We start from the raw sequence: 22,354 nt of genomic DNA on the forward strand, positions 1-22,354 counted from the left end.
ATTCCTCACTACCAACTCAACTGCTCGCCATCGTACGCGTAGAAGTGCCCACTTTTATCGGGTGTCGCAGTGCGAATGATATCGACTAATTGATGGGCGACGTAGCTCGACTCAAACAACTTATCTTCAGGGACATTGGTCTGAAAAGGCTTCGACAGAGCAGTATCTGTTGTGCCTGGGTGTAGCGCTAACACAGTACCTTTCTTAATGGTGCGTTGCCATTCGATCGACATGGTTTTGATGAACATGTTGAGGGCAGCTTTCGATGAGCGATAGCTATACCAGCCGCCTAATCGGTTATCTGAAATACTCCCCACCTTTGCGGAAACCACGGCAAACTTTGGGTTGTCGCTCGTTTTAAGAATCGGCGTGAAGTGTTTTGCCAATAATAAGCTGGGCAGAGTATTCACCGAGATGTTTTTTAGGAAAAACTCAGGGTCAATGGACGCAAGGTTCTTTTCCGGACCAAGCTCTGGAGTGTGAAGCATACCCACGCAGTTTATCAACCAATCAAGTTGTTCAAACTCAGAACTCAAACACTTGATATCAGCTTCGTTGGTGGCGTCGACTTTGTGCCACTTCAAGCGAGTGTTTTCAAGTTCCGGCTGTTGAGAGTGGTAAGTCGCGTCTACATGCACATCAAGAAAATCAAACCGAGACAGCTCAGATAATAGGTGTTTAACCACAGCGAAACCGATGCCGCCACTCCCACCGACCACCAAAATGTGTAATCTGAGTTGCTCAACCATTATAAATTCTCCAAGTTTGTGATTCGTTGTTCTGCGATCTCGAGTATCGCTTGTTGGTCTTGTTCATTCATGTTGTCCCAAGAGCGATATAACATGCCCATGCGTGGGTTACGGTTTAACGCATCGCGGTGCTGGTTCATAAAGCGCCAGTACAAGCTATTGAAAGGGCAAGATTGCTCTCCGCTGCGTTCTTTTATCTTGTAGTGACAGCCTTTGCAGTAGTCGCTCATGCGGTTGATGTAAGAACCGCTGGCAGAGTATGGTTTGGTTCCGACGATCCCGCCATCCGCAAACAGTGCCATACCTCGCGTATTTGGCATTTCAACCCACTCAATCGCGTCGACGTAAATACCAAGGTACCAACTGTCTACTTGGTCAGGGTCGATGCCTGTGATTAAGCAGAAGTTGCCAGTGATCATTAACCTTTGTATGTGGTGCGCGTAAGCAAACTCAAGAGACTGGTCAATCGCATGCTTCATGCAGTTCATCTTGGTCTGTCCGTCCCAAAAGTAATGGGGCAAGTTGTTGTTTGCTGAATAATGGTTTTTGTTGGCGTAAGTAGGCATGTTCGCCCAATAGACGGCGCGTATGTACTCTCGCCAACCCAATATTTGACGAACGAACCCTTCGACCTGTGCGATATCGATAGTGGTAGCGCCTTGCTTTGAAGAGGCGTGATAAGCGGAGAGTGTCGCATCAATGACTTCTCTAGGGCTGAGCAGTTTGCTATTTAGTGAGAACGAAATGCGACTGTGATACAGGCTCCACTTAGAGTCGTGTTCTGTAGTCATCGCATCTTGAAACTGCCCAAATAACGGTAAACAGACTTGGCAGAAATGAGCGAGCAGAGACAAGCTTTGTGCTCGGTTCACCGGCCATAGTAACTTGTTACCGACTTGACCAATGGTTTGCACTTGGTGGCGTTCTATTCGCTGCAAAATGTCTGTTATGTCATTGGTAAACATCAGAGTTTGAGGCAGGATTTCAATGTCTTGTTTCTTGAGTTTCTTTCGATTGCTCGCATCGTAATTCCATTTGCCGCCAACTGGCTTTCCGTCTTCTAGCAAAATGTCGAAGCGCTTTCTCATTCGGCGATAGAAGTGTTCCATCATGATGTGTTTGTCTTTCGGAAACTGTTGTTCTATCTCTTCGAATGGAAAGAGGAAGTGTTCCGTATCACAACAACCTTTAGTCGCATTAGTGAGCTTTAGCTTGTTCATCTGCTCTAAAAGGCGATATTCATCTGGCCTTTGATATTCGAATTTTTCTGCGCTGCATTCGTGTACATAATGCTTTAGGAGTGCATCTAGGTTTTCAAATTGCGTGGTATCGTCAAGAGTAAGGTGGAGTACTTGATGACCTTGTTGTGTCAGTTCGTCAGCGAAGTAACCCATCGCACAGAAAAAAGCTGCCACCTTTTGGATGTGCGATGTAACGTAGTCAGTCTCTTGCTCAAGTTCAGCGATGATATAAATGACCTCGTCATCAACCTGTTGAAACCAAGAGTGCTGGATATTGAGTTGGTCACCTAAAATTAGGCGTACAGTTTTGTATTTCATATTACGTCCTGATATCGAATTGACGCTGAAGCCTCGTCTTCTCGGTGCCATTTTTTGATAAATGTATGTTCCGGGTCATACATCTCTGTCTGCTTAACGAGATCGAAATGGCGGGATTTAGATTGTGATTGGTGGGTTACACATTGTTTGTTGGCGTTCTGGGGAGCCTGTGGATTCAACGTTCCAGCGATATAAGCCCAATTACCCCAATTCGACGCCACATCGTAATCGATGAGTTGGCTTTCGAAATAAGCAGCACCGTGGCGCCAATCAATATCTAGCTCATAAATCAAGCAACTCGCGACCAGCTGTCTGCCTCTGTTAGACATATAACCCGTTGCGTTAAGCTGGCGCATGCAGGCATCAACGATGGGATAATTGGTGTTGCCGCTTTTCCATTTGGCGAAGCTTGATCCCGCAGTGGTATCGAGCAATTGTTCATTGGACAGATCACTAGATTCTCGACCAAAACGTGACGTCCCCAGCGTTAAACACTTCCAGTAGAAATATTCACGCCACAACAACTCAAAATAAATCCAGTAGGTAGAATCGTTCGCGCCACGATGCGCTTCGAATTGCTTTAAGTGGCGGTAAATGGTTTTTGGCGAAACACACCCTAATGCTAGCCATGGCGAAAACTTAGTTGAGTTCTCTATGCCATCTAATGCGTTTCGCGTCTGTTTGTAGGTTCCAGCATAGTCATGTGAAAAGTAGTTTTCTAAGTGGGTTAACGCTGCCGTTTCGCCGCCTACATAGTCGCCTGTTATTGAATCATCCAATTCAAGTATCGGCTCTCTATAAGAGTCAGTCGCGGTTTGAGGTAATGGTGGCAGGTACGTTATCACGCTCTCTTTTATCTCAATCTCTAGCCGTTCAACTTGAAGGCGGAACTTAGTGAACGAACGAGGTAGCTTGGCAAGTTCGAAGGGGAACATATCACTCTCAAACAGAGTAGTGTGATGCTGCTGAGAGATGAGTAAATCAGGGCACTGCGTTAGCGTATCCTTTACTAGCTCTCGCTCGTCATGGGCACAATGTGAACTGACAAAAACGTGTGTCACGTGCTGAGTTTTGATGATTTGAACTAAGTTCTCATTAGTATTTTGGTCTAACACAAAAAGGCGCTGTCCAAGACGCGCCAAACTCAAGGCTAAATCATCTATAGCTTGCTTAATGAAAAGGTGACGATGCGCTCCGATTTCCTGTTCTTGTGAAAGTCGAACAGAATAAGTAGAAAGCTTTGGTTCAATGGCGACGCATAGTAGATCATCGACGAGCTGCGATGCCCGATGAAGTAGTGTGTTGTCGTTGATTCTTAAGTCATTTGTAAAAAGATAGAGACCAACCTTTTTCATGCTTACACTCGTGAATTGTTAATTATTAGACGCTTACGAGTTGATAGGTTGACAAGATCACAAATGGATACTCTGAGTGGACAATAGCAGGGATAAGGGGATATCAAGCCAACCACTAATACCGATAGAGGTTGGCAATGCATGATGATTTTAGGAGTCGAGCTGCAGCAGCTATTCCATAGGAACAACGAGAATATCGATAGGAGACGTATCGATGATTTGTTTAGAATGGGATATGAGCTTATGCCAGAAATCATGGTGATGACCACATAGCAATAGGTCGATGCCGTTTGCTTCGATGACATTTTTGAGCTTATCGTTCAAATCGCCGGTACCCACGAAAATGTGTTTGATTGGGTGTTTAGCGTAGGCCTCAAACTCTTTCAAATGCTTAACGGCATCTTCATTGATGGGTAAATCACCGTCATTTCCTTGAATATCAACGAGTTCAGGATAAATCTCCCCATGCGTTCCATCGATATAAACAAATGAAATGCCAGCCTCCAGTTTATCAGCGAAGAAGGTCGCTCTATCAATGAGAATCTTGGTGTCGTCAGACAATTCAAGTGCGACCAGAATATGTCGGTAATCCATAATTAAAGCCTCTTGTTGTGAGTTATGTAACAAGCATAGTTCGTGTTAACACAAATGATATCGAAGAGATCTCATATTGCGTAAAATCATCATTCAATGTTCTTCTAAGGACCATCGTATTTATATCGCTTTGATTGATAAGAAATTTACAAAAGGTTGATATAGTTGTTGAAGCGTTAGCTTATGCTTTTAGATAGGCTTGATAGTTCAATGCGCCAATAACGAAGAGGCATCAATGACAGCACTACTAACCATTCCCACTCGAACATTAGGTTTTGACTACGATATTGAGATCCTAGATTGGTCTCAAAAGCTCGTCGGCTTTCATGTGTTCGAAGATGGTAGACGACCGCTTGATGGGGGGATTGGACTTAGCCTAAACCTCGTTGAGCAGTTTGATGTGAATGGTCGTTGGCTAGATTCGTTGCCTGCTCGTTATCGTGAAATCACCGATGACTTTCCTGAATATCAATACCAAATGTTGTGGTTAGCTGCGAACACTTACGAAGCTGCACAGCTACTTGAACTAAGGCCTGTTATTTTGGCTCTTATCTGCATGAAATACAGCGTCGACAACAAGAAAGCATTGGCACTAAGTCGCTTAGGGCAGAAGAAGATCCTTGCCAAGTTGGGCTTAGACAGCAGCAAAGCGACACTCAAATTCATCGACAAGCTAGAATTGCATTACAATGTTGGTGATGAGCTTGACCACATTGTTCGTATTCTCGAACCGTTGCAAAGACGAGTTCTTAAATTTAAGCATTACTCAAAAGTTGGATACACAGCCCTGCGTTTGGACCAAGTTCATCCATTTCTAACCGGCAGTCGATTAGGAATTGCAATGGTGGAAGAGGGCAGACTTAATGCACCGTCGAAGATGGCGATGTTCCAAGATGCGATATTGCTAGGGCAAGATTTGGAAATGGATGACCCACTGCGAGCCATTACCAGTCAGAACTCTTTTGCTATGTTTGAACAACTCCATGATCGCTGGACGGAGCAACGACAATTACGTCGTTTGGAGGGGAATCGCCCAATGGATAAAGACATCCCTTATCCAGTTCCTTTACTCGGTAATGGCAACATTCACCCGCTCACGGATTATTACGACCTTGAACACGAAGGCATAGAGCAGAAGCACTGTATTGGCGTGTATCACAACCGAATCATGAGCGATCGTTATGTGGTGTTCCGCATGCTTAAACCTCAGCGTTTAACCATAGGTTTACGCCGCGTTCCGAGCAAAGTATTTCCGTTTGAAATTGATCAAATCTGCGGAAAGCGAAATGCTCCGCCATCGGAGTCCGCTCGCCAAGTTATTCATGATTGGTTAGAAGCGAGTAAGCAAAAGTATCCTAAGCAATAGCCATGAAGTAGAAGGAATACAGGATGTTTCAACAAGGTGATCTTTGCCCGCATTGTGGTTTGATTATTGTCATGCCAACGGATTTGCAAGCGGAGTGCTTAGGCTGTGGCGAAGAAATCAATGAAGACCCAGCAGACAGTTACGAAGAAGAAGAGTAGCTTTATCTGCACTGATATAAACCAAGGCTAGGTTGGTCAGTCGTCGATATCGAATCAGAACCTAACCATAAAGTGATGAGTATTGAGCTTAATCGATAAGCTCGGAATAAAAGCCTGATATTAGGTTATCTGCCGTTCGAGTAATGAAGCTCTCCCTTTCATCCATAACGCATAAAACTGTTAAATTTTCGTTGAAACTCATGCCGATATCGCCTTTAAATCAAACAACTAGCTGTTGATTAGACCTATCAATACGATTTATTGCAGCAGTTGTTGAGCACAAAGCCTATATTGACTAGAATGACGCACTTTTTTTATTTACGTACATACAGGTAATGAACATGAGCGATACTAATTCAAGACCAGCTTTACCAGATCATCTTGCAGGTAACCCACGCAGCCCACACCACGTTGCTGAGTGTTTCGAATACCCAATCGGCATTCGTCTAAATGGTAAAGAGCGTACTGATGTTGAAGAATACTGCATCAGCGAAGGTTGGGTTAAGATCCCTTCTCCAAAAGCGCTAGATCGTTTTGGTCAGCCAATGCTTATTACTCTAAAAGGCACTGTAGAAGCTTTTTACATCGACGCATAATCACTTCGTGTGGCTAGTTAATACTTCATGTAATTAGCTAATGTTTGTCTAATCAGTCAACATTAAGTCACCAAGTGTTATTACCTAAAAGGGTCTAGAGAAATCTAGACCCTTTTTGTTTGCGTTGATTTTGGTGAATTTCTTTAACCAATAGCCCAAATCACCCTTTTAACTCCACAGATTTAACCAAAATTTTCGGTATTCACTATGCATTCGCAGGAATAATAAATTTGTTGTTGGTTGATTTGTGTTCGCTCGCTCTTTTTTGGTTTGTTCACTCTCGAAAGTTCTGATGTTTAATCAAGCAGATACAAACAAAAATATGAAGCGTAGTCTAATTAAATGAAACTAATATGCTGTATTTAAAGTTATTTTTTGTTAATGACTACCTCTATCACAGAAATTAATCCTGAAGCACATACAATTCCCTTGATTTCGAATGAGCGCTAAATTTTTTCGTTCGAGCATTTTAATTCTTCCTTCGCCCAATAATTATGAGGTTCCTATGTTTGGAATATTCAAACCTATGGCGCATATCGATCGCTTGTCATCAGATAAGATCGATAGCACCTACACACGACTACGATGGCAGCTGTTTCTCGGCATCTTCGTTGGCTATGCGGGGTACTACTTAGTCCGAAAAAACTTTAGTTTGGCGATGCCTTATCTCATTGAACAAGGTTTTAGCCGCGGAGAACTAGGGGTTGCATTAGCGGCGGTTTCTATCGCTTACGGCTTATCTAAGTTCTTAATGGGCAGTGTTTCTGACCGTTCTAACCCTCGTTATTTCCTCAGCGGTGGCTTGTTAATGTCGGCGCTAGTGATGTTCTGCTTTGGCTTTATGCCATGGGCTACAGGCAGCATTACTGCGATGTTTATTCTGTTGTTCTTGAATGGTTGGTTCCAAGGTATGGGCTGGCCGGCTTGTGGACGAACCATGGTGCACTGGTGGTCACGTAAAGAGCGTGGCGAGATAGTGTCAGTATGGAACGTTGCTCACAACGTGGGCGGTGGATTAATTGGTCCAATGTTCCTGTTGGGTCTATGGGCTTTCAATGACGATTGGCGAACCGCTTTTTATGTTCCTGCATTTTTTGCCACTCTCGTTGCTATTTTTGTTTGGTTCACAGTAAGAGATACGCCTCAGTCTTGTGGTCTACCTCCAATTGAAGAGCACAAAAATGACTACCCAGATGATTACGACAAGTCTCACGAAACTGAGATGACAGCAAAAGAGATCTTCTTTAAGTATGTCTTTAATAACAAGCTGTTGTGGTCAATCGCTATCGCAAACGCGTTCGTTTACCTGATTCGTTATGGTGTACTTGATTGGGCTCCTGTTTATCTAAAAGAAGCGAAAGACTTCTCTGTAGATAAATCATCTTGGGCTTACTTCTTATACGAGTGGGCAGGTATTCCGGGCACGCTATTGTGTGGTTGGATCTCAGATAAGTTATTCAAAGGTCGCCGTGCGCCTGCAGGTATCTTGTTCATGGTGCTAGTGACTGTCGCAGTATTGGTTTACTGGTTTAACCCAGCAGGTAACCCAACGGTTGATATGTTGGCTCTAATTGCGATTGGTTTCTTAATTTACGGCCCTGTAATGCTAATCGGCCTTTACGCACTTGAGCTTGCTCCTAAGAAAGCTGCGGGTACAGCGGCTGGCCTAACCGGTCTATTCGGTTACTTAGGTGGTGCAGTTGCAGCAAACGCAGTACTTGGCTTCATGGTTGACCATTATGGATGGGATGGTGGTTTCACTATCTTGGTTGGCGCTTGTGTCGCTTCAATCATCTGTTTGGTATACGCATTTATTGGTGAGCGTAAGCACCATAAAGAGAAAAGCCTCGAACGTGAAAAAGAAGCGCTAACTCAATAGTGTATTCACAAAACCACATCGACTAATAAACGACAGAGGCAGGTATATCCTGCTTCTGTTTTATCAAGGGAAACAATAATGAAAACAACGTCACTGTCTCTGACCTTATTAGCACTAAGCTTATCTGCACAAGCGTTCGCTGAGCCTTTAGTGATTGCTCATCGCGGTGCTTCTGGTTATTTACCTGAACACACATTACCCGCCAAAGCGCTGGCTTATGCGATGAAACCCGATTACATCGAACAAGATGTCGTAATGACCAAAGACGACCAATTGGTGGTGTTACATGATCACTATCTAGATCGAGTAACAGATGTCGCTGACCGCTTTCCAACACGCGCTCGTGCAGACGGTCGCTTCTACGCAATTGATTTTACGCTTGCAGAGATCAAATCCCTGAAAGTGACCGAAGGCTTTAACCTAGATGAACAAGGTAACAGAGTGGTAGGGTACCCAACGCGCTTCCCAATGTGGCAGTCTGATTTCCGTGTCGCTACCTTTGCAGAAGAAATCGAACTGATCCAAGGGTTAAATAAGACCTTAGGTTATGACGTAGGTATCTATCCTGAAATTAAAGCACCTTGGTTCCATCGCCATGAAGGCAAAGACATATCTAAAGCGGTACTAGCCACATTACAGCAATATGGTTACCTATCGAAAGATGACAAAGTGTATTTACAGTGTTTCGATGCTAATGAACTTCAGCGCATAAATGATGAACTCATGCCGGCGATGGAGATGGATCTTAAGCTTGTTCAGTTGATGGCCTATACAGACTGGAACGAAACCATGACTTACAAGGGCGATAAAGCAACGCCATACAGTTATGACTGGATGTTTGAAGCGGGTGGTATGGAAAAAGTTGCGACTTATGCAGAAGGAATAGGCCCTTGGAAGCCAATGTTGGTGGACGATGCATCGACCAAAGAGAACATCATCATTAAACCATTAATGAAATCTGCCAAAGATGCAGGCTTAGATGTTCACCCATACACATTCCGCGCTGATCCAGGCCGAATTCCAGGTTATGTCGATAACTTCGATGGCATGTTGGATGTGTTTTATAACCAAGTGAAAGTCGACGGGGTGTTTACCGATTTCCCAGACAAAGCGGTCGACTTCTTAAACCGTTAATTGGTTAATCCACAATAAAATACAAAGAGTTAAAAGCACTGCCTGAAGGTGTTTTTAGCTCTTTTTTTGATCTAACAATCCTGCATTAAATCTACACTCTTAGCACACACTTTAATCGTTACTTGGTTTACACCGTTTACACTCCTTGATAGGTTACGCGCAATGCAGTCAGGTGCTCAATATGTAGCGCTTCTGGCTGAAACGAATATTGAAAATGGACACATCATGGAAGAAAGAAGCAAAGCTTACCTCGATAGCTACCTCAACACATTACCAGCGGACATTGCTTCGCAATACACCTCTTTTAGTTCCGACTATTACTGTGCTGACGAATACAATGCCAACCTATGTGCCCAGTTAATTCTCAAAGGTGAAAAACAGGCGTCTTGCAGCCTTGAATATTGGTACAGCCATGAAGGAGAAGTTATGCCTGTCGTGGGACATTTGCAAGTCGTCACTGATTGGAATGGCAAACCAGTTTGCCTTGTCGAGGTAACCTCGGTGTCGCTGTGCAAATACAACGAAGTGACCGCTGAGTTTGCTGCCGCAGAAGGTGAGGGTGATAAAACACTAGAATGGTGGAGAGATGCTCACTGGAACTTCTTTTCACGAGAATGTGAAGAGCTCAAAATTGCGCCAACTGAAGACATGTTACTCGTACTTGAACGCTTCAAAGTGGTTTATCAATAGTAAAGCCACCTTGAGTGTCATATTGAATCTCGAGACATGGCACTTTGGCTATCTCTGACTAAAGCAAGATAGCTAGACGCCGAACCGCAATTGTCCTTGGCAAACGTCACTGCGACCCCGCATTTAGGCTATGTTGAACAAAATAGCTACGAACTCTACTTTGATATCGCTTTCGACAACATTCTGTCCTATCAAAGGGATGGCATATAGAGATAGAATCTGCCCCAAGTTATAAAAAGGTAGAGAAGTATGAGCTTAAAAATCAGAGCAGTCGCGATAGATGATGCGCAAGGCATTATTGATGTATTGAATCCAATCATCATCGAAGCGCGTTATACGATCTTGGATCAGACTTTTACTGTTAATGAAGAAAAGGCATTTATTGAGTCGTTCCCTGAGCGCGGTGTGTTTAGTGTTGCCGTCAACGAAACGACAAACCAGCTGCTTGGTTTTCAGAATGTAGAACCATTTGCTAGTTACACCAAAGCATTTGATCATGTTGGTATTATTGGTACTTATGTTGATGCTAATAGCCGTGGACAGGGCGTTGCAAAACAGTTGTTTGATTACACATTCAAAGCGGCAGAAGCCAAAGGTTATGAAAAGCTGTTTGCCTATGTACGAGCAGACAACGAGCGTGCTTTAGCGGTTTATCTTAAGCAAGGTTTTGACATCGTCGGAACGGCTAAGAAACACGGTAAGATTGGCGATCAGTACTTTGACGAAATCCTTATCGAGAAATTTTTATAGGATCACTTAAACGCTAGGTAACTCATCGTATGCAGGAGGCAAGATGAAAAAGCTAATCGAATTAACAGAAATAGTCTTATTCGACTGGGGCAATACGCTGATGGTTGATTTCCCAGACGCACAAGGGAAGATGTGTGACTGGGAAACCGTACAAGAAGTGAGTGGTGCTCGTGCATTATTAGCGGAATTGTCGAAAACTCATCAAGTTTATGTTGCCACCAACGCAGGCGACTCCAGTAAAGAGGACATCATTCGTGCCTTTGAGCGCGTTGGCCTGTCTCAATATATCTTGGGTTACTTTTGTAAGGCGAGTATTGGCTTTTCTAAGTTCGAGTCGGGGTTCTATCCTGCCATTATTTCTAAGCTCGGTGTTTCACCACAAGACGTCACCATGGTAGGCGACACTTTAGAGAAAGACATTTACCCAGCACTTGAAGCGGGTTTGCAAGCGGTGTGGTTGAACGCGGAAGGAGTTGAGCTCAAGTCCGAGCATCCGAGCATCATTCAAGTTCAATCTCTAAGCGAACTGTTGAAAAAACACAATTAATTCTCTGATATTAAGCCCAGATCAAGCGCTTGTCTGTTTTGACGCCGACCTCTCATCTCTTTGTTGTTTAATCCTCTAAGCTAACTCTAGTTTCCACTATGAGGGCTAGGTTATGAGTATCGAACGTCACGGAATATCAGTTGGAATTGAACGTGTTAGCGGTGAAACCATCGTTGTGTTTAAAGCGAAAGGCAAACTCACACACGATGACTATCAAGCAATGATGCCAATTCTAAATACCACGCTAGAAGAACTCGATTCATCTAAACTCAAGATGCTGGTCGACATCTCCACCTTAACGGGTTGGGAGTTACGTGCTGCTTGGGATGATTTCAAACTGGGATTAGAGCTCAATTCGAAGATAGACAAAATCGCGATTTATGGTGATAAAAGCTGGCAAGAGTTCGCTTCAAAAGTAGGGAGCTGGTTTGTGTCTGGTGAGATTAAGTCATTCGAAGACCACGACTCTGCGCTTAAGTGGTTAGTCGATTGATTCTATCTACGAACAACTAGAAAGCAATCCGTAAACAACGCCAATGACAGTTGACGAGCATTGTCTCAAACGCTGTCATTTTTCGTTTTGGCGATGATATTTCCAATTCGATTCAATAGAGTATATTCATTCCAGCGTGTAACATACTCAGGCTTTGTTTGGTCGTGAGTAATAGTGTGGCCAGATTCAGTAATAACGAGAACTAAAACAGAAATAAGGTCTAACGACATGAATAAGGTAATTGATAAGCTCGCTTGGATATTCATTAAAGATGGCAAGTTGTTGATGGTGAGATCAAAAGGCAAAGAACTGTTCTATCTACCGGGTGGTAAACGTGAAGCTGGCGAAAGTGATGAACAAGCACTGGTTCGCGAAATCAAAGAAGAGATCTCAGTCGATTTAGTGCCGGATTCAATCAAATACGTTGAGACGTTCACTGGCCAAGCTGATGGTAAAGCGGAAGGCGTATCGGTGCAATTGACTTGCTACATTGCTGATTATAATGGAGAACTGTCTCCGGATGCTGAAATCGAAGAACTTAAGTTTGTTGATGGTAACGACAGATCGGTATGCTCATTGGCAGCACTGGTTGCGCTTGATTGGTTAGAAGCGAACCAGTATTTGGCCTAAGGTTTTAGCTACTATTAGCTAATGCTGAAGAGTGATCTTCAAAAGCTCATCGCTTATGAATAGCTTGAAGGGCGACTGTCTTTCATCAACAGGTCGAGTTTCCTTTGAGCTTTCTTCGTGTCTTGCAAGTCCACCACTTCAATCATTTCACATTCATCTCGCACCATCTCATTAATCAGGCTTGGATAGTGTCGGCAATCTTCTGGTCGATCTAAGTAAATGCTACATGTGTACTTGGCTTGAGCCTTGGTATCTTTTGTCGTAACCAGCTCTAGAAAAGGGCATCGAGTTAAACGTTCGCCAGTTTCTGGGTCAAACCATATCTCGCTTCCGCGAACATATTCAAAGATGTCGGGGTTGAACAGCTCCCACAAATCGATCTCTTCTTGAGTCGCGGCAAGGTCACCATCTCCGTATTTGATACAGCATTTTCCACATTGATTACAATCTTTCATTATCGATTTCATAAGTTGGTGATCTTTTACCATTTTACCACTGTTGGGCATGGCACGTTGACTTTGTTGTTCATGGTTAAGTCATTACGGGGCGGGAACTTGGAGGAATTGCGGCGACTAAAATCCATTTATCTATACACCACCACTCCAATCGAACCTGTAAATGGTGATACAATTTGTGCCTCTCACGTTATTCAAACAAAGGCGTCAAAATGAGAACCGTATATACCACCGAAGGCAACATCAACGCAAAGAAACAAAAAGAGGCTTACCCAAAGCTCGCTTTATGTGACAAGTGCGTTGGTGATTATGTGGTTATCGAACAAGGTGAACGAACGTACAAGCCTTGTGCTAAATGTGGTGCCGACGATTAATGCGCCTTGATAAATACCTATGTAAAAGCACTGACCTAACTAAGCCTGAAGCGATTGAACGCATACAAAATGGTGAGGTCGACGTAAACAGCGAGACGGTTACCGATGAATCGACTCAGGTTCATGAAAGCAACACCATCTTGTTAAATGGCACTCCGCTTAAGTTGCGAGAATTTCGATACCTCTTAATGCACAAGCCTGCGGGTACTATCTGCTCTAATATCGATGAAGTTTATCCTTCATTGTTCAACTACATCGAGATAGACAAAGCATCAGAACTGCACATCGCAGGGCGCTTAGATGCAGACACTACAGGCTTAGTTTTGATTACCGATGATGGGCGATGGTCATTCAATATCACGCTGCCAACCAAGTCATGTAAGAAGGTATACCGCGTGACATTGTCACGAGATATCAAAGACGATGTCGCTGACAAGTTCAAAGCGGGCGTTAAATTGCAGGGCGAACAAAATCTGACGCGTCCGGCAGAGCTTGAAGTGATTACCAGTAAAGAAGTGCTGTTGACCATAACTGAAGGCAAGTTTCATCAAGTGAAACGAATGTTTGCTGCGGTAGGTAACCGAGTTGTTGGTCTTCACCGTGAACAGATTGGTGATGTGCGTTTAGATGTTGAAGCAGGTCAGTGGCGTTATTTAACCCAAGCCGAAGTCGACTCATTTCAGCAAGGCTCTGAATAAACGCCGTAACCACTTAAAGCGTTAAGCGTGTCAGCACCAGAACATCAACACTATAAGGATGTAAGATGGAAAACCTCAAAGTCTCAGAAATTAAGTCTTTCGTGCCCGCTAAAGACTTCGAACTATCTAAGCGATTTTACCAATCAATTGGCTTTGAAGTGATGTCTGAATTTCACGACATCGCCTATCTGCGACACGGCAGTTGTGCATTCCTTCTACAAAATTTTTATGAACCTGCGCACTGTCACAATTACATGATGCACTTGCTGGTCGAAGACGTAAAAAGTTGGTATCAACACATCCAAAACTCTAATGTAGTGTCGGAATTTGAAGTTACCGTTTCCGAGGTAGTTGAGCAGCCTTGGGGAATGCTTGAGTTTTGTATCACTGACCCAAGTGGTGTGCTATGGCGTGTGGCTGAAAACATCAGGCCGCACTAATTCATCCAACTTGTATTAAGGCCAGTGAAAACTTCAAATTATCCATCTGTTTCTTTATTTATGCCGACATAAGGCAATGATCAAATAGGTTCAAACATGGATATAAAGGCTAAAATGCACAGCCAAGACGTTTACTATTGTGACGACGTTGATCTGGTCGCTGAGCAAACACAATGCTTAGAAGTGCTTTACGATTTCAACCACACTCGCCCGAGTGAAGGTGACAAACGCCAACAAATCATGAAGCAGCTGTTCGCCGAAGTCGGTGAGGGCTGCTACATAGAACCACCGTTACATGCGAACTGGGGGCGTCACACGCACCTAGGCAACAACGTATACGTGAACTTCAACCTCACTCTTGTTGACGACACAGACGTATTCATCGGCGATAACGTGATGATTGCGCCTAACGTGACCATTGCCACTGGCACGCATCCTATCAGCCCGGAACTCAGGCTAAAAGCCGCGCAGTTCAATGTTCCTGTTCGCATCGGCAACAACGTATGGCTTGGTGCGCACACGGTTGTACTTCCTGGCGTCACCATCGGTGAAAACTCAGTAATAGGTGCGGGCAGCATTGTCACTAAAGACATCCCAGCCAATGTAGTAGCAGTCGGTAATCCATGCCGTGTGGTACGCGAAATCAACGAACGCGACCGAGAGTATTATCACAAAGAACGCCGCATTCCAGATGAACTAAAGTAAGCAATTTTGACACGCCTGAAATTAGCTGTGACATAAGCCATTGTTATGCAATGGCTTGAACAATTTGGTAGAGTGACAGTTCAATGAGCATGGAGGTTTTATAATGGGAACTGTAATCGGTCTGGTGATTCTAGCTGCTATAGATTGGTATCTTGTTCGTAAAACAGGGCTTCATATACATAAATGGATCTCTAAAAAGTATGCCGCGTATCTGTCGGAGAAGGGAAACAAAAAATAGCCTTTCTTATTAAGTCATCGGTATAAAAAGCGTTATCCGCTATTAATTTTACACACATTGCAAAGATTGGAGGACTCATGAAAGGTAAAGGAAAGTGTCTATGTGGCTCGGTTGAGTTGGAAGTAGAATACGCCAGTAATGAATTAGGGGCTTGTCATTGTAGTATGTGTAGAAATTGGTCTGGCGGTCCGATGTTAGTCATTGATTGTGCTGATTCAGTTAAAATATCAGGTGAGTCAAATGTAGTGAGATATAAGTCATCAGATTGGGCGGAAAGAGGCTTCTGCGGCAAATGTGGCACTCATTTGTTCTACTATTTGGTACCAAATAATCAGTACCACCTTCCTATCGGGTTATTGATGTCAGAGGATGACTACAAGCTAACACATCAGATATTCATCGATGAAAAGCCTGAATACTACGAATTTAAAAATGAAACACAAAATATGACTGGTGCGGAAGTATTTGCCCACTTTGAAAGTGGAGAGTAAGCACTGGGCTGTCACTTCATATTGAAACTGAGGCGCTAAAGATCTCATTCGATATGGGAAGTGGCGATACGCTTGTAAAAGTGCGCCATTACTGGACGTTGATAGTTCACGATGAATAAACAAAAACTAAAGAACCTCATTCAACAAGTTCCTGAGTTAATTGAAACAGCCAATGTATGTCGTGGAGTGGGTTTGCCAAACTTCTATATTGCAGGCGGCGCTATCACTCAAATGATCTGGAATGATATCGAAAACAAACCGCTTCTAGAGCAAGTTAAAGACTTCGATGTAGTCTATTTCAATAATGCCTCAGTAATTACTGAAGATGAGTTCAAAATCCGCATTCGTTCACGGTTAAGTCATTGTGTCGACGTGGACGTAAAGAACCAAGCGACCATTCACGAGCGTTACGCTAAGAAGTTCGGTTGCTTAATTCACCCCTACGATTGTGTTGAACAAGGTATCGAGTCTTGGCTTTCTGCGTTTGCTATCGGGTTTACTTTGGATGATTCAGGAGATATCAAGTTGTTTACACCATACGGTGTAGAGGATGCGTTTGATATGTTGATTAAACCGAATAAGCGAGCAATGACAGAAGTGAACTATAACAAAATGACCGCTGGTTATAAGGCTCGATGGCAGCAAGTCAAAGTGCTCACTTGGGATTAAACGATAGAGTATTAAGGAGTTTTAAGTGAGTCAGGAAGTAAGAGTAGGTGTCGCTGCGGTTATTCTACGTGAAGGACGAGTGCTACTTGGAGAACGAATTGGTTCTCATGGGGCTCATACTTGGGCAACCCCGGGCGGACACCTTGAATGGGGTGAGAGCATTGAAGAGTGTGCAAAACGCGAAACACTCGAAGAGACTGGCTTAGTTGTTAGTACATTTGAGAAGCTGTCTTTCACCAATGATATTTTTGAGAAAGAGAACAAGCATTATATAACGCTGTTTGTTGTTGCTTCTGACGCTAGCGGCGAACCGCAGATAACAGAACCTGATAAATGCAAGCAATGGAAATGGTTTAAGTTAAATGAGTTACCTGAGCCATTGTTTCTTCCTCTGACGAATCTGTTGAGCGATCCGGCCATCCTTGGGAAGCTAGCTTAGTAAAACAGATTCTTCTCATATCTCTAATTGAATGACTAAAGGATCAATGATGACGTTACGAATAGTTCCAGAGCTTTATTGTTTCGATATTAATGTGAGCAAATACTTCTTTGTCGATGTGTTAGGGTTTGAAGTGAAATATGAGCGCCCAGATGAGGAGTTTGTGTATCTAACGCTTGATGGTGTTGATGTGATGCTTGAAGGGATTGCGGGCAAAAGTCGAAAATGGCTATCGGGTGATCTGGAGTTACCTTTAGGGCGTGGTGTTAACTTTCAATGGGATGTTATCGACATCGAACCTCTTTATCAGAGAGTAAACGAAAGCGGCGCTGATTCTATTTACTTAGCGTTAGAGTCGAAGTCTTATCAATGTGGAGACTCGATCGCGACTCAGAAGCAATTCATTGTTCAAACCCCAGACGGTTATCTCTTTAGGTTCTGCCAAGATATTAGTTAGATATAAGCTGTTAATCCAAAGATAGGAAGTCAATGAAATATAAATTAGATATCGAGCCTTCTGATGACGACATTAATGAAGTCAGAGGTGGATTAATCAAACACAACACACCGTTTCTGGAAGGGATCCCCAAGTCTCAAGCTGCGTACTACGCGATGGAGGAAGGCAACAAAGTCGGTGGCATTATCGCTGACCTTTGGGGAAACTGGTTACTGATTAAGTTCCTCTGGGTCGATGATTCGATGAGAGGAAAGCAAGTCGGCAGTGAGCTGCTTGAACGTATTGAAGAGTACGCACAGTCTCAAGGCTGTACGTTGTCACTGGTCGATACATTAAGTTTCCAAGCGAAGCCTTTCTATGAGAAACGAGGGTATGAATGTCAGATGGTGTTAGAAAATTACCCTGTAGATTCCTCGCTATCGTTTCTTACCAAGTCGCTTGTCAAAAAGTAGCAATTAAAGACCCCGTATATACAAGGAGAGTAGAATGGTAAACATTCGAGTACACTCCAATATCAAAACAATCCTTGGAGTATTTAGAAATGTTGTTTTCTAGTCTGTCTAAACCATTGGTTCATGGCTCTGAGTTATGTTCTGTTCTGCTCAACTTCTTGACCAAGCATAAAAGTGATTTCGAAGGAAAGTTAATCCCAGACCTGTCATACATCGATGATATGGCACATGTGGTGAACGGTATTAAAATCAAAGACGTTCTACATATCAATGCGAATCAATACCGACTTCAATATTCGTTTGACTGGGAGCTGTTTCTAGGTTGTTCGGATAGGAACGAAACTGGCGCAGAGAATGGAAGTGTTCTATTCACACTTGAGGACGATAACGTTCTTAATATCAACTTCCCAAACTACGGTTCTCGAGATACTAGCGATGAGCTCTAGTCGGTTTTTGTGCGTGTTATATAGAGGAAAGAACAATGATAACTATCGAAAGGCTTGAAGAGTCACATGTGGCGTTAGTTCAGGCCATCCAATTAGCCGATGAACAGGTCAAGTTCGCTGGCACAGCAGCAGAGTTTTTATTAGACGGCAGTGAAACTACGCACTTACATGTGATTAAGTTTGATAACGAAGTTGTTGGTTTCTTTAAGCTGGATATCGCTTACGCGGATCACTATGAATTTTGCCCTGAAGGAAGCATTGGGTTAAGAGCTTTTGTGCTTGATAAAAACCAGCAAGGTAAAGGTTTAGGAACAGGCACGGTCAAAGCTTTGTTTCCATATTTAAAAGCGAACTACTCAGCGTATGAGTCGATTTACTTAACTGTGAATTGCAAAAATCCCGCAGCATTTCACTGTTATAAGAAAGGTGGCTTCGAAGATACTAATGAACAGTATTTAGGTGGCGCAGCAGGTCCGCAATTTATCATGTGTGGGCGAATTGCTTAGTAACATGAAACAGTTTCCACTGAGTTAAAACCCCAACAAGGTATGTTATGAAACAGAATATTGTCCATATTGCGCTGGTCGTAAAAGACTACGACGAAGCCCTCGATTTCTATGTTACCAAGCTTAAGTTTGATCTCATCGAAGACACCTACCTACCGGAAGAAGATAAGCGCTGGGTTGTCGTTGCTCCACCAAATTCAAGCGGTGTGAGCTTGTTACTTGCTAGAGCATCCAAGCCAGAACAACTCGATTTTATTGGTAACCAAGCTGGTGGACGAGTATTCCTCTTCTTAAACACCGATGATTTCTGGCGTGATTACGAACGTATGACGTCTTTGGGCATTAACTTTGTCCGAGAGCCTAAAGAGCAAGACTATGGTACCGTTGCTGTGTTTGAAGACCTTTACGGTAACTTATGGGATCTACTTCAGTTAAACCCTGAGCATCCAATGGCTAACAGGTAGATTTTGGTGTGACGCTCGAACCTCTGCTCTAGGTTTTTATCGAAGGTTTGGGATGGCGATTGAGGGAAGTGAATTCGAAAAATCGGGTGTCTCTTATTACAAAATGGCGGTTCAATGGGGTTAATGACTCTGGCTGATTGCGCTAACCATTTACCTATCTAAACTCATCAACTCAACTCAACTCAAGGAAGACCATCGTGGAAGACATTAAAGGCATTCTTCAATTCATGGCTGAAATCGAAAAGCTAAAGGATGTTTATCGACAAACAAAACCGGTTGGATTGGATCGATATGAAAATTCGGCTGAGCACAGTTGGCACGTCTGTTTAAGCGCGCTTATGTTGAAAGACTATGCCAACGAAGAAATCGATATTACGCGAGTGATGAAGATGCTTTTGATTCATGACCTAGGGGAAATCGACGCAGGCGACACGATCATTTACGCCAGTGAGACCGAAGAAAACAAACTCAAAGAGAGAAGCTGCGTTGAGCGCTTGCTTAAGTCATTACCTAGCCATTTAAGAACCGAGTATTTAGAACTATGGCTTGAATTCGAAGCGGGAGAGTCACCAGAAGCTCGATTTGGTAAAGCGATTGATAGAGTGCCCCCTTTACTTCATAACATCCATGGAGGCGGTCACAGCTGGAAGAAGCACAACATATCCAAAGATAAGGTAATGACCTTTAATGGCGAGCGTATTTTTAAAGGCAGTCGTGCTCTATGGAAAGAGCTAGAAGTGCAACTTGAAGGGGCTGCGGAGCAGGGATTACTCAAGTAGAGCTGCTCGGAGATAAAATAAGAACACATAGCGATAATAAGACGCATTAGAAAAGTGATCCTCTCTGCAAACTGAGAATGGGAACATGTCTATACTGAGGTTGGTTACGTCGCTTCCTCTATAAGTGGCGCTATGAATGTAAGCTTTACTAGGTTAAATCTCAGAGGTAACAATGAAAAAACTACTACCCCTATGCGCTATTTTACTTTCGGCATCCTTTTCAGTCGCCGCTTCTGACGGTTTGATAAAGTACCAAAGTAATTATTCAGTGAAAGAGACAGCCGACCGCTTTGAAGAGATAGCGAAAAGCAAAGGCCTGACATTGTTTGCGAGAATTGACCATCAGAAAAACGCGAGTAACGTTGATCTCGAACTTAGACCAACCGAGGTTATTATTTTCGGTAATCCAAAAGTAGGCACACCATTAATGCAATGTGCTCAAGAAGTCGCGATAGATTTACCGCAGAAGGTGCTAGTCACAGAGGATTCTAATAAGAAAGTATGGTTGTCTTACAACGATCCTAATTACTTGGTAGAGCGTCACGCGATTAATGGCTGTGACGAGGTAGTTAAGAAAATATCTGGTGTACTAAGCAAGCTATCAGAAGCGACAGTGGCGAAAGCGAAATAGCAAAGTCCAATAAGTACTCATTAAGCTTATTAATGGGTGCAATATGACGATGATATTGCTTACTAGTCAGTGTGTTGACAACTAAACAACAATATATAAAAGTAGTTATATGAAACTGAATTTAGCGCCATCTAACCAACGAATTATCATCATTCCTTAGGAATGGTGGGTTTTTGGATGCGTTTTATTTATCGAACCCACCCGTGAGGTGGGTTTTTCGTATCTGCCTTATGGGTTTTATCTCAAAGAAGGAAGTTATATGAAGAAAGTAGCGGTATTTGGTAAGCCTGGTAGTGGCAAATCTACCGTAAGTAAGGCACTCGCAGCTGCGACTGGCTTAGAGCTTCACGAGCTAGACTCCATCGTTTACAAGGCGAATGGTGAGTTCGTTGACAGTGCTGAGTTTGAACAAGCACACGAGAGCATACTGCGTTCCGACAGCTGGATCATCGATGGCTTTGGCCCGCTAGACTCGTTTAACAAGCGCTTAGACGCGGCAGATACTTTGGTTTATATCGACCTTCCTTATCCAATTAGCTACTGGTTTGTTACCAAGAGAATGCTCAAAGGGTTGCTCATTAAACCTGAAGGCTGGCCTGATGGAAGTTCAGTGATAAAAGGCACGATACAAAGTTATAAGACACTAAAATTGTGCCCGAAATTTTGGAATGACGACTTTAGACTACGGTTAGAATTACGCGCAAAAGAGAAAGAGGTTCACATCATCAGAAGCGTGAGTGAATTGAATAACTTTGTCCGCCAAAACGTCACTTAACAGGTGAGAGCTTACCTTTCTTTGAAACGCTTTAATTTGCTCATAACTTCATGAAAATATTTAGATTTAATTCAACATATGGCATATTTGCCATATGTTGAATTTGTGCTTTGAGTTAAGGCTATAGATATTATGTATGGAAGTGAGAAGACGAGAGCGTTCTGCTGTAACTGTAAGGAACTTACACTGCATAGGTACACGATGTTCAGTAGCCAAGTGCAAAAGGCACCACAAGCTGAAGATAAAGAACCGAGCTTACTCCAACGAATTTTATCGGAGTTTCTATCTTTTGGTGTAACAGGTTCGGGCGCGACAGGTGATTACAAATGTACCCAGTGTGGAACATATCTGAATACACCAGACAACCTAGACTGAGTTTGTGAGTTTGGCTTAGGCAAATAAAAACGGGAAGACCTCAATGATCTTCCCGTTAGGTATTGCTTAACTCATCGTGCTATTGGCAGTTTGAGTAAGAAGCCTTATGCACAACACTTCTTGTATTTCTTACCGCTACCGCAAGAACACGGGTCGTTACGGTTAGGGGTCTTTTCAAACGTCATCGTTTTTGGCTTGTTTAGTAGAGTATCAAGCTCGATGGTGTTCTCTTCTTTGTCTGCGTCGACTGTAACGGTAACGAAGATAGTATTTTCAGCGGCTAGTGCTTCAACTTCTGCTTTGCGCGCTTCAGTTTGAACCATTACTGCGATTGGAGATTCTTCAGTACCCGCTTTTACATCGCGGTTTACGTTGTAGCCAGCAAGAACGTGGTTCTGTCTTGTTTCGATACGGCCTTTGAAAAATAGTTTCGACATTGGGTACTCATTAAAAATGTTGA

General features: G+C 43.2%; 32 protein-coding genes and 4 pseudogenes. 30 read left to right on the forward strand and 6 right to left on the reverse strand.

Annotation, left to right across the window (positions count from 1 at the left end; all coding sequences use genetic code 11):
- Positions 1 to 8 precede the first annotated feature (8 nt).
- The 4 genes from L4C44_RS02650 to L4C44_RS02665 form a co-directional block, all read right to left on the reverse strand.
- Complete coding sequence (locus L4C44_RS02650) at positions 9 to 749, reverse strand: SDR family oxidoreductase (protein ID WP_428804309.1); 741 nt, start codon at positions 747 to 749, stop codon at positions 9 to 11.
- A complete protein-coding gene (locus tag L4C44_RS02655; RefSeq protein WP_428804310.1) occupies positions 749 to 2,308 on the reverse strand; it encodes a cryptochrome/photolyase family protein in 1,560 nt (519 codons plus the stop codon). Before L4C44_RS02655 ends, L4C44_RS02650 begins: the two co-directional genes overlap by 1 nt.
- Positions 2,305 to 3,663, reverse strand: coding sequence for a DASH family cryptochrome (locus L4C44_RS02660; protein WP_428804311.1), 1,359 nt, complete (start codon positions 3,661 to 3,663; stop codon positions 2,305 to 2,307). The genes L4C44_RS02655 and L4C44_RS02660 overlap by 4 nt, the downstream gene beginning before the upstream one ends.
- A 171-nt stretch (positions 3,664 to 3,834) precedes the next feature.
- Positions 3,835 to 4,257 (reverse strand): universal stress protein, encoded by a 423-nt coding sequence (locus L4C44_RS02665; RefSeq protein ID WP_285954168.1) that lies wholly within the window; start codon positions 4,255 to 4,257, stop codon positions 3,835 to 3,837.
- Positions 4,258 to 4,492: 235 nt separating this feature from the next.
- Between L4C44_RS02665 and L4C44_RS02670 the strand changes: the two genes are divergently transcribed.
- The 12 genes and pseudogenes from L4C44_RS02670 to L4C44_RS02725 all read left to right on the forward strand — a co-directional run bounded on the left by L4C44_RS02670 (position 4,493) and on the right by L4C44_RS02725 (position 12,500).
- On the forward strand, positions 4,493 to 5,623 hold the full coding sequence (locus L4C44_RS02670; protein ID WP_146491494.1) for a PcfJ domain-containing protein: 1,131 nt from the start codon (positions 4,493 to 4,495) through the stop codon (positions 5,621 to 5,623).
- Between the two features lie 23 nt (positions 5,624 to 5,646).
- A complete protein-coding gene (locus L4C44_RS02675) occupies positions 5,647 to 5,781 on the forward strand; it encodes a hypothetical protein (RefSeq protein ID WP_017107965.1) in 135 nt (44 codons plus the stop codon).
- A 27-nt stretch (positions 5,782 to 5,808) separates the two neighbouring features.
- Positions 5,809 to 5,880, forward strand: a pseudogene (locus L4C44_RS02680) (GNAT family N-acetyltransferase); the annotation flags it as partial.
- A 242-nt stretch (positions 5,881 to 6,122) separates the two neighbouring features.
- Positions 6,123 to 6,377, forward strand: coding sequence for a DUF3297 family protein (locus tag L4C44_RS02685; RefSeq protein WP_017059204.1), 255 nt, complete (start codon positions 6,123 to 6,125; stop codon positions 6,375 to 6,377).
- A gap of 505 nt (positions 6,378 to 6,882) precedes the next feature.
- Positions 6,883 to 8,256, forward strand: coding sequence for a glycerol-3-phosphate transporter (gene glpT / locus L4C44_RS02690; RefSeq protein WP_428804312.1), 1,374 nt, complete (start codon positions 6,883 to 6,885; stop codon positions 8,254 to 8,256).
- 78 nt (positions 8,257 to 8,334) lie between these two features.
- On the forward strand, positions 8,335 to 9,390 hold the full coding sequence (gene glpQ, locus L4C44_RS02695) for a glycerophosphodiester phosphodiesterase (protein WP_428804313.1): 1,056 nt from the start codon (positions 8,335 to 8,337) through the stop codon (positions 9,388 to 9,390).
- A gap of 225 nt (positions 9,391 to 9,615) precedes the next feature.
- Positions 9,616 to 10,080 carry an ASCH domain-containing protein gene (locus L4C44_RS02700; RefSeq protein WP_428804353.1) on the forward strand — a complete coding sequence of 155 codons (465 nt, stop codon included), beginning with the start codon at positions 9,616 to 9,618 and terminating at the stop codon, positions 10,078 to 10,080.
- 75 nt (positions 10,081 to 10,155) lie between these two features.
- Positions 10,156 to 10,290: pseudogene (locus tag L4C44_RS02705) on the forward strand (D-2-hydroxyacid dehydrogenase family protein); the annotation flags it as partial.
- A gap of 39 nt (positions 10,291 to 10,329) precedes the next feature.
- Positions 10,330 to 10,830, forward strand: a complete 501-nt coding sequence (locus tag L4C44_RS02710; protein ID WP_371714967.1) for a GNAT family N-acetyltransferase — start codon at positions 10,330 to 10,332, stop codon at positions 10,828 to 10,830.
- Positions 10,831 to 10,873: 43 nt separating this feature from the next.
- Complete coding sequence (locus tag L4C44_RS02715) at positions 10,874 to 11,377, forward strand: HAD family hydrolase (RefSeq protein WP_428804314.1); 504 nt, start codon at positions 10,874 to 10,876, stop codon at positions 11,375 to 11,377.
- Between the two features lie 112 nt (positions 11,378 to 11,489).
- A complete protein-coding gene (locus L4C44_RS02720) occupies positions 11,490 to 11,870 on the forward strand; it encodes a SpoIIAA family protein (RefSeq protein WP_017057365.1) in 381 nt (126 codons plus the stop codon).
- 228 nt (positions 11,871 to 12,098) lie between these two features.
- A complete protein-coding gene (locus L4C44_RS02725; RefSeq protein ID WP_428804315.1) occupies positions 12,099 to 12,500 on the forward strand; it encodes an NUDIX hydrolase in 402 nt (133 codons plus the stop codon).
- Positions 12,501 to 12,553: 53 nt separating this feature from the next.
- Here the strand turns inward: L4C44_RS02725 and L4C44_RS02730 are convergent, their stop codons facing one another.
- Entirely contained in the window at positions 12,554 to 12,955 is a 402-nt protein-coding gene (locus L4C44_RS02730) for a YkgJ family cysteine cluster protein (RefSeq protein WP_146491500.1), read from the reverse strand.
- A gap of 212 nt (positions 12,956 to 13,167) precedes the next feature.
- Between L4C44_RS02730 and L4C44_RS02735 the strand changes: the two genes are divergently transcribed.
- From L4C44_RS02735 to L4C44_RS02820, 18 genes and pseudogenes are all read left to right on the forward strand, one after another.
- Entirely contained in the window at positions 13,168 to 13,329 is a 162-nt protein-coding gene (locus L4C44_RS02735) for a hypothetical protein (protein WP_017059212.1), read from the forward strand.
- A complete protein-coding gene (locus L4C44_RS02740) occupies positions 13,329 to 14,027 on the forward strand; it encodes a pseudouridine synthase (protein ID WP_146491501.1) in 699 nt (232 codons plus the stop codon). The genes L4C44_RS02735 and L4C44_RS02740 overlap by 1 nt, the downstream gene beginning before the upstream one ends.
- A gap of 65 nt (positions 14,028 to 14,092) precedes the next feature.
- Entirely contained in the window at positions 14,093 to 14,467 is a 375-nt protein-coding gene (locus L4C44_RS02745; protein ID WP_327783857.1) for a VOC family protein, read from the forward strand.
- A 96-nt stretch (positions 14,468 to 14,563) separates the two neighbouring features.
- Complete coding sequence (locus L4C44_RS02750; protein WP_146491503.1) at positions 14,564 to 15,172, forward strand: sugar O-acetyltransferase; 609 nt, start codon at positions 14,564 to 14,566, stop codon at positions 15,170 to 15,172.
- Positions 15,173 to 15,487: 315 nt separating this feature from the next.
- Complete coding sequence (locus L4C44_RS02755) at positions 15,488 to 15,901, forward strand: GFA family protein (RefSeq protein ID WP_327783856.1); 414 nt, start codon at positions 15,488 to 15,490, stop codon at positions 15,899 to 15,901.
- A pseudogene (locus L4C44_RS02760) lies at positions 15,898 to 16,004 on the forward strand (MBL fold metallo-hydrolase); the annotation flags it as partial. The gene L4C44_RS02755 and the pseudogene L4C44_RS02760, both read left to right, overlap by 4 nt.
- Positions 16,005 to 16,012: 8 nt before the next feature.
- A complete protein-coding gene (locus L4C44_RS02765) occupies positions 16,013 to 16,570 on the forward strand; it encodes a nucleotidyltransferase family protein (protein WP_428804316.1) in 558 nt (185 codons plus the stop codon).
- A gap of 25 nt (positions 16,571 to 16,595) precedes the next feature.
- A complete protein-coding gene (locus tag L4C44_RS02770) occupies positions 16,596 to 17,009 on the forward strand; it encodes a nucleotide triphosphate diphosphatase NUDT15 (RefSeq protein WP_146491506.1) in 414 nt (137 codons plus the stop codon).
- 49 nt (positions 17,010 to 17,058) lie between these two features.
- The gene (locus tag L4C44_RS02775) at positions 17,059 to 17,466 is read left to right on the forward strand and encodes a bleomycin resistance protein (RefSeq protein WP_146491507.1); all 408 of its coding nucleotides are present in this window, start codon (positions 17,059 to 17,061) and stop codon (positions 17,464 to 17,466) included.
- Between the two features lie 32 nt (positions 17,467 to 17,498).
- The gene (locus L4C44_RS02780) at positions 17,499 to 17,918 is read left to right on the forward strand and encodes a GNAT family N-acetyltransferase (protein WP_146491508.1); all 420 of its coding nucleotides are present in this window, start codon (positions 17,499 to 17,501) and stop codon (positions 17,916 to 17,918) included.
- A gap of 89 nt (positions 17,919 to 18,007) precedes the next feature.
- Complete coding sequence (locus tag L4C44_RS02785) at positions 18,008 to 18,364, forward strand: hypothetical protein (protein WP_428804317.1); 357 nt, start codon at positions 18,008 to 18,010, stop codon at positions 18,362 to 18,364.
- 35 nt (positions 18,365 to 18,399) lie between these two features.
- On the forward strand, positions 18,400 to 18,870 hold the full coding sequence (locus L4C44_RS02790; protein ID WP_146491510.1) for a GNAT family N-acetyltransferase: 471 nt from the start codon (positions 18,400 to 18,402) through the stop codon (positions 18,868 to 18,870).
- Between the two features lie 47 nt (positions 18,871 to 18,917).
- Entirely contained in the window at positions 18,918 to 19,334 is a 417-nt protein-coding gene (locus L4C44_RS02795; RefSeq protein WP_146491511.1) for a VOC family protein, read from the forward strand.
- Between the two features lies 1 nt (position 19,335).
- A pseudogene (locus L4C44_RS02800) lies at positions 19,336 to 19,458 on the forward strand (GNAT family N-acetyltransferase); the annotation flags it as partial.
- A 73-nt stretch (positions 19,459 to 19,531) separates the two neighbouring features.
- Positions 19,532 to 20,113, forward strand: coding sequence for an HD domain-containing protein (locus L4C44_RS02805; protein WP_146491512.1), 582 nt, complete (start codon positions 19,532 to 19,534; stop codon positions 20,111 to 20,113).
- Between the two features lie 172 nt (positions 20,114 to 20,285).
- On the forward strand, positions 20,286 to 20,744 hold the full coding sequence (locus L4C44_RS02810) for a DUF302 domain-containing protein (RefSeq protein ID WP_146491513.1): 459 nt from the start codon (positions 20,286 to 20,288) through the stop codon (positions 20,742 to 20,744).
- A gap of 259 nt (positions 20,745 to 21,003) precedes the next feature.
- Complete coding sequence (locus tag L4C44_RS02815; RefSeq protein ID WP_428804318.1) at positions 21,004 to 21,519, forward strand: P-loop NTPase family protein; 516 nt, start codon at positions 21,004 to 21,006, stop codon at positions 21,517 to 21,519.
- A 132-nt stretch (positions 21,520 to 21,651) separates the two neighbouring features.
- Positions 21,652 to 21,894: a hypothetical protein gene (locus L4C44_RS02820; protein WP_029235167.1), complete on the forward strand. Its 243-nt coding sequence runs from the start codon at positions 21,652 to 21,654 to the stop codon at positions 21,892 to 21,894.
- 104 nt (positions 21,895 to 21,998) lie between these two features.
- Here the strand turns inward: L4C44_RS02820 and L4C44_RS02825 are convergent, their stop codons facing one another.
- Positions 21,999 to 22,331 carry a PBPRA1643 family SWIM/SEC-C metal-binding motif protein gene (locus L4C44_RS02825; protein WP_017068336.1) on the reverse strand — a complete coding sequence of 111 codons (333 nt, stop codon included), beginning with the start codon at positions 22,329 to 22,331 and terminating at the stop codon, positions 21,999 to 22,001.
- Positions 22,332 to 22,354: the final 23 nt, after the last annotated feature.

Origin of the sequence: Vibrio satsumensis (assembly GCF_050337435.1) — a bacterium.
Taxonomy (GTDB): Bacteria; Pseudomonadota; Gammaproteobacteria; order Enterobacterales; family Vibrionaceae; genus Vibrio; species Vibrio satsumensis.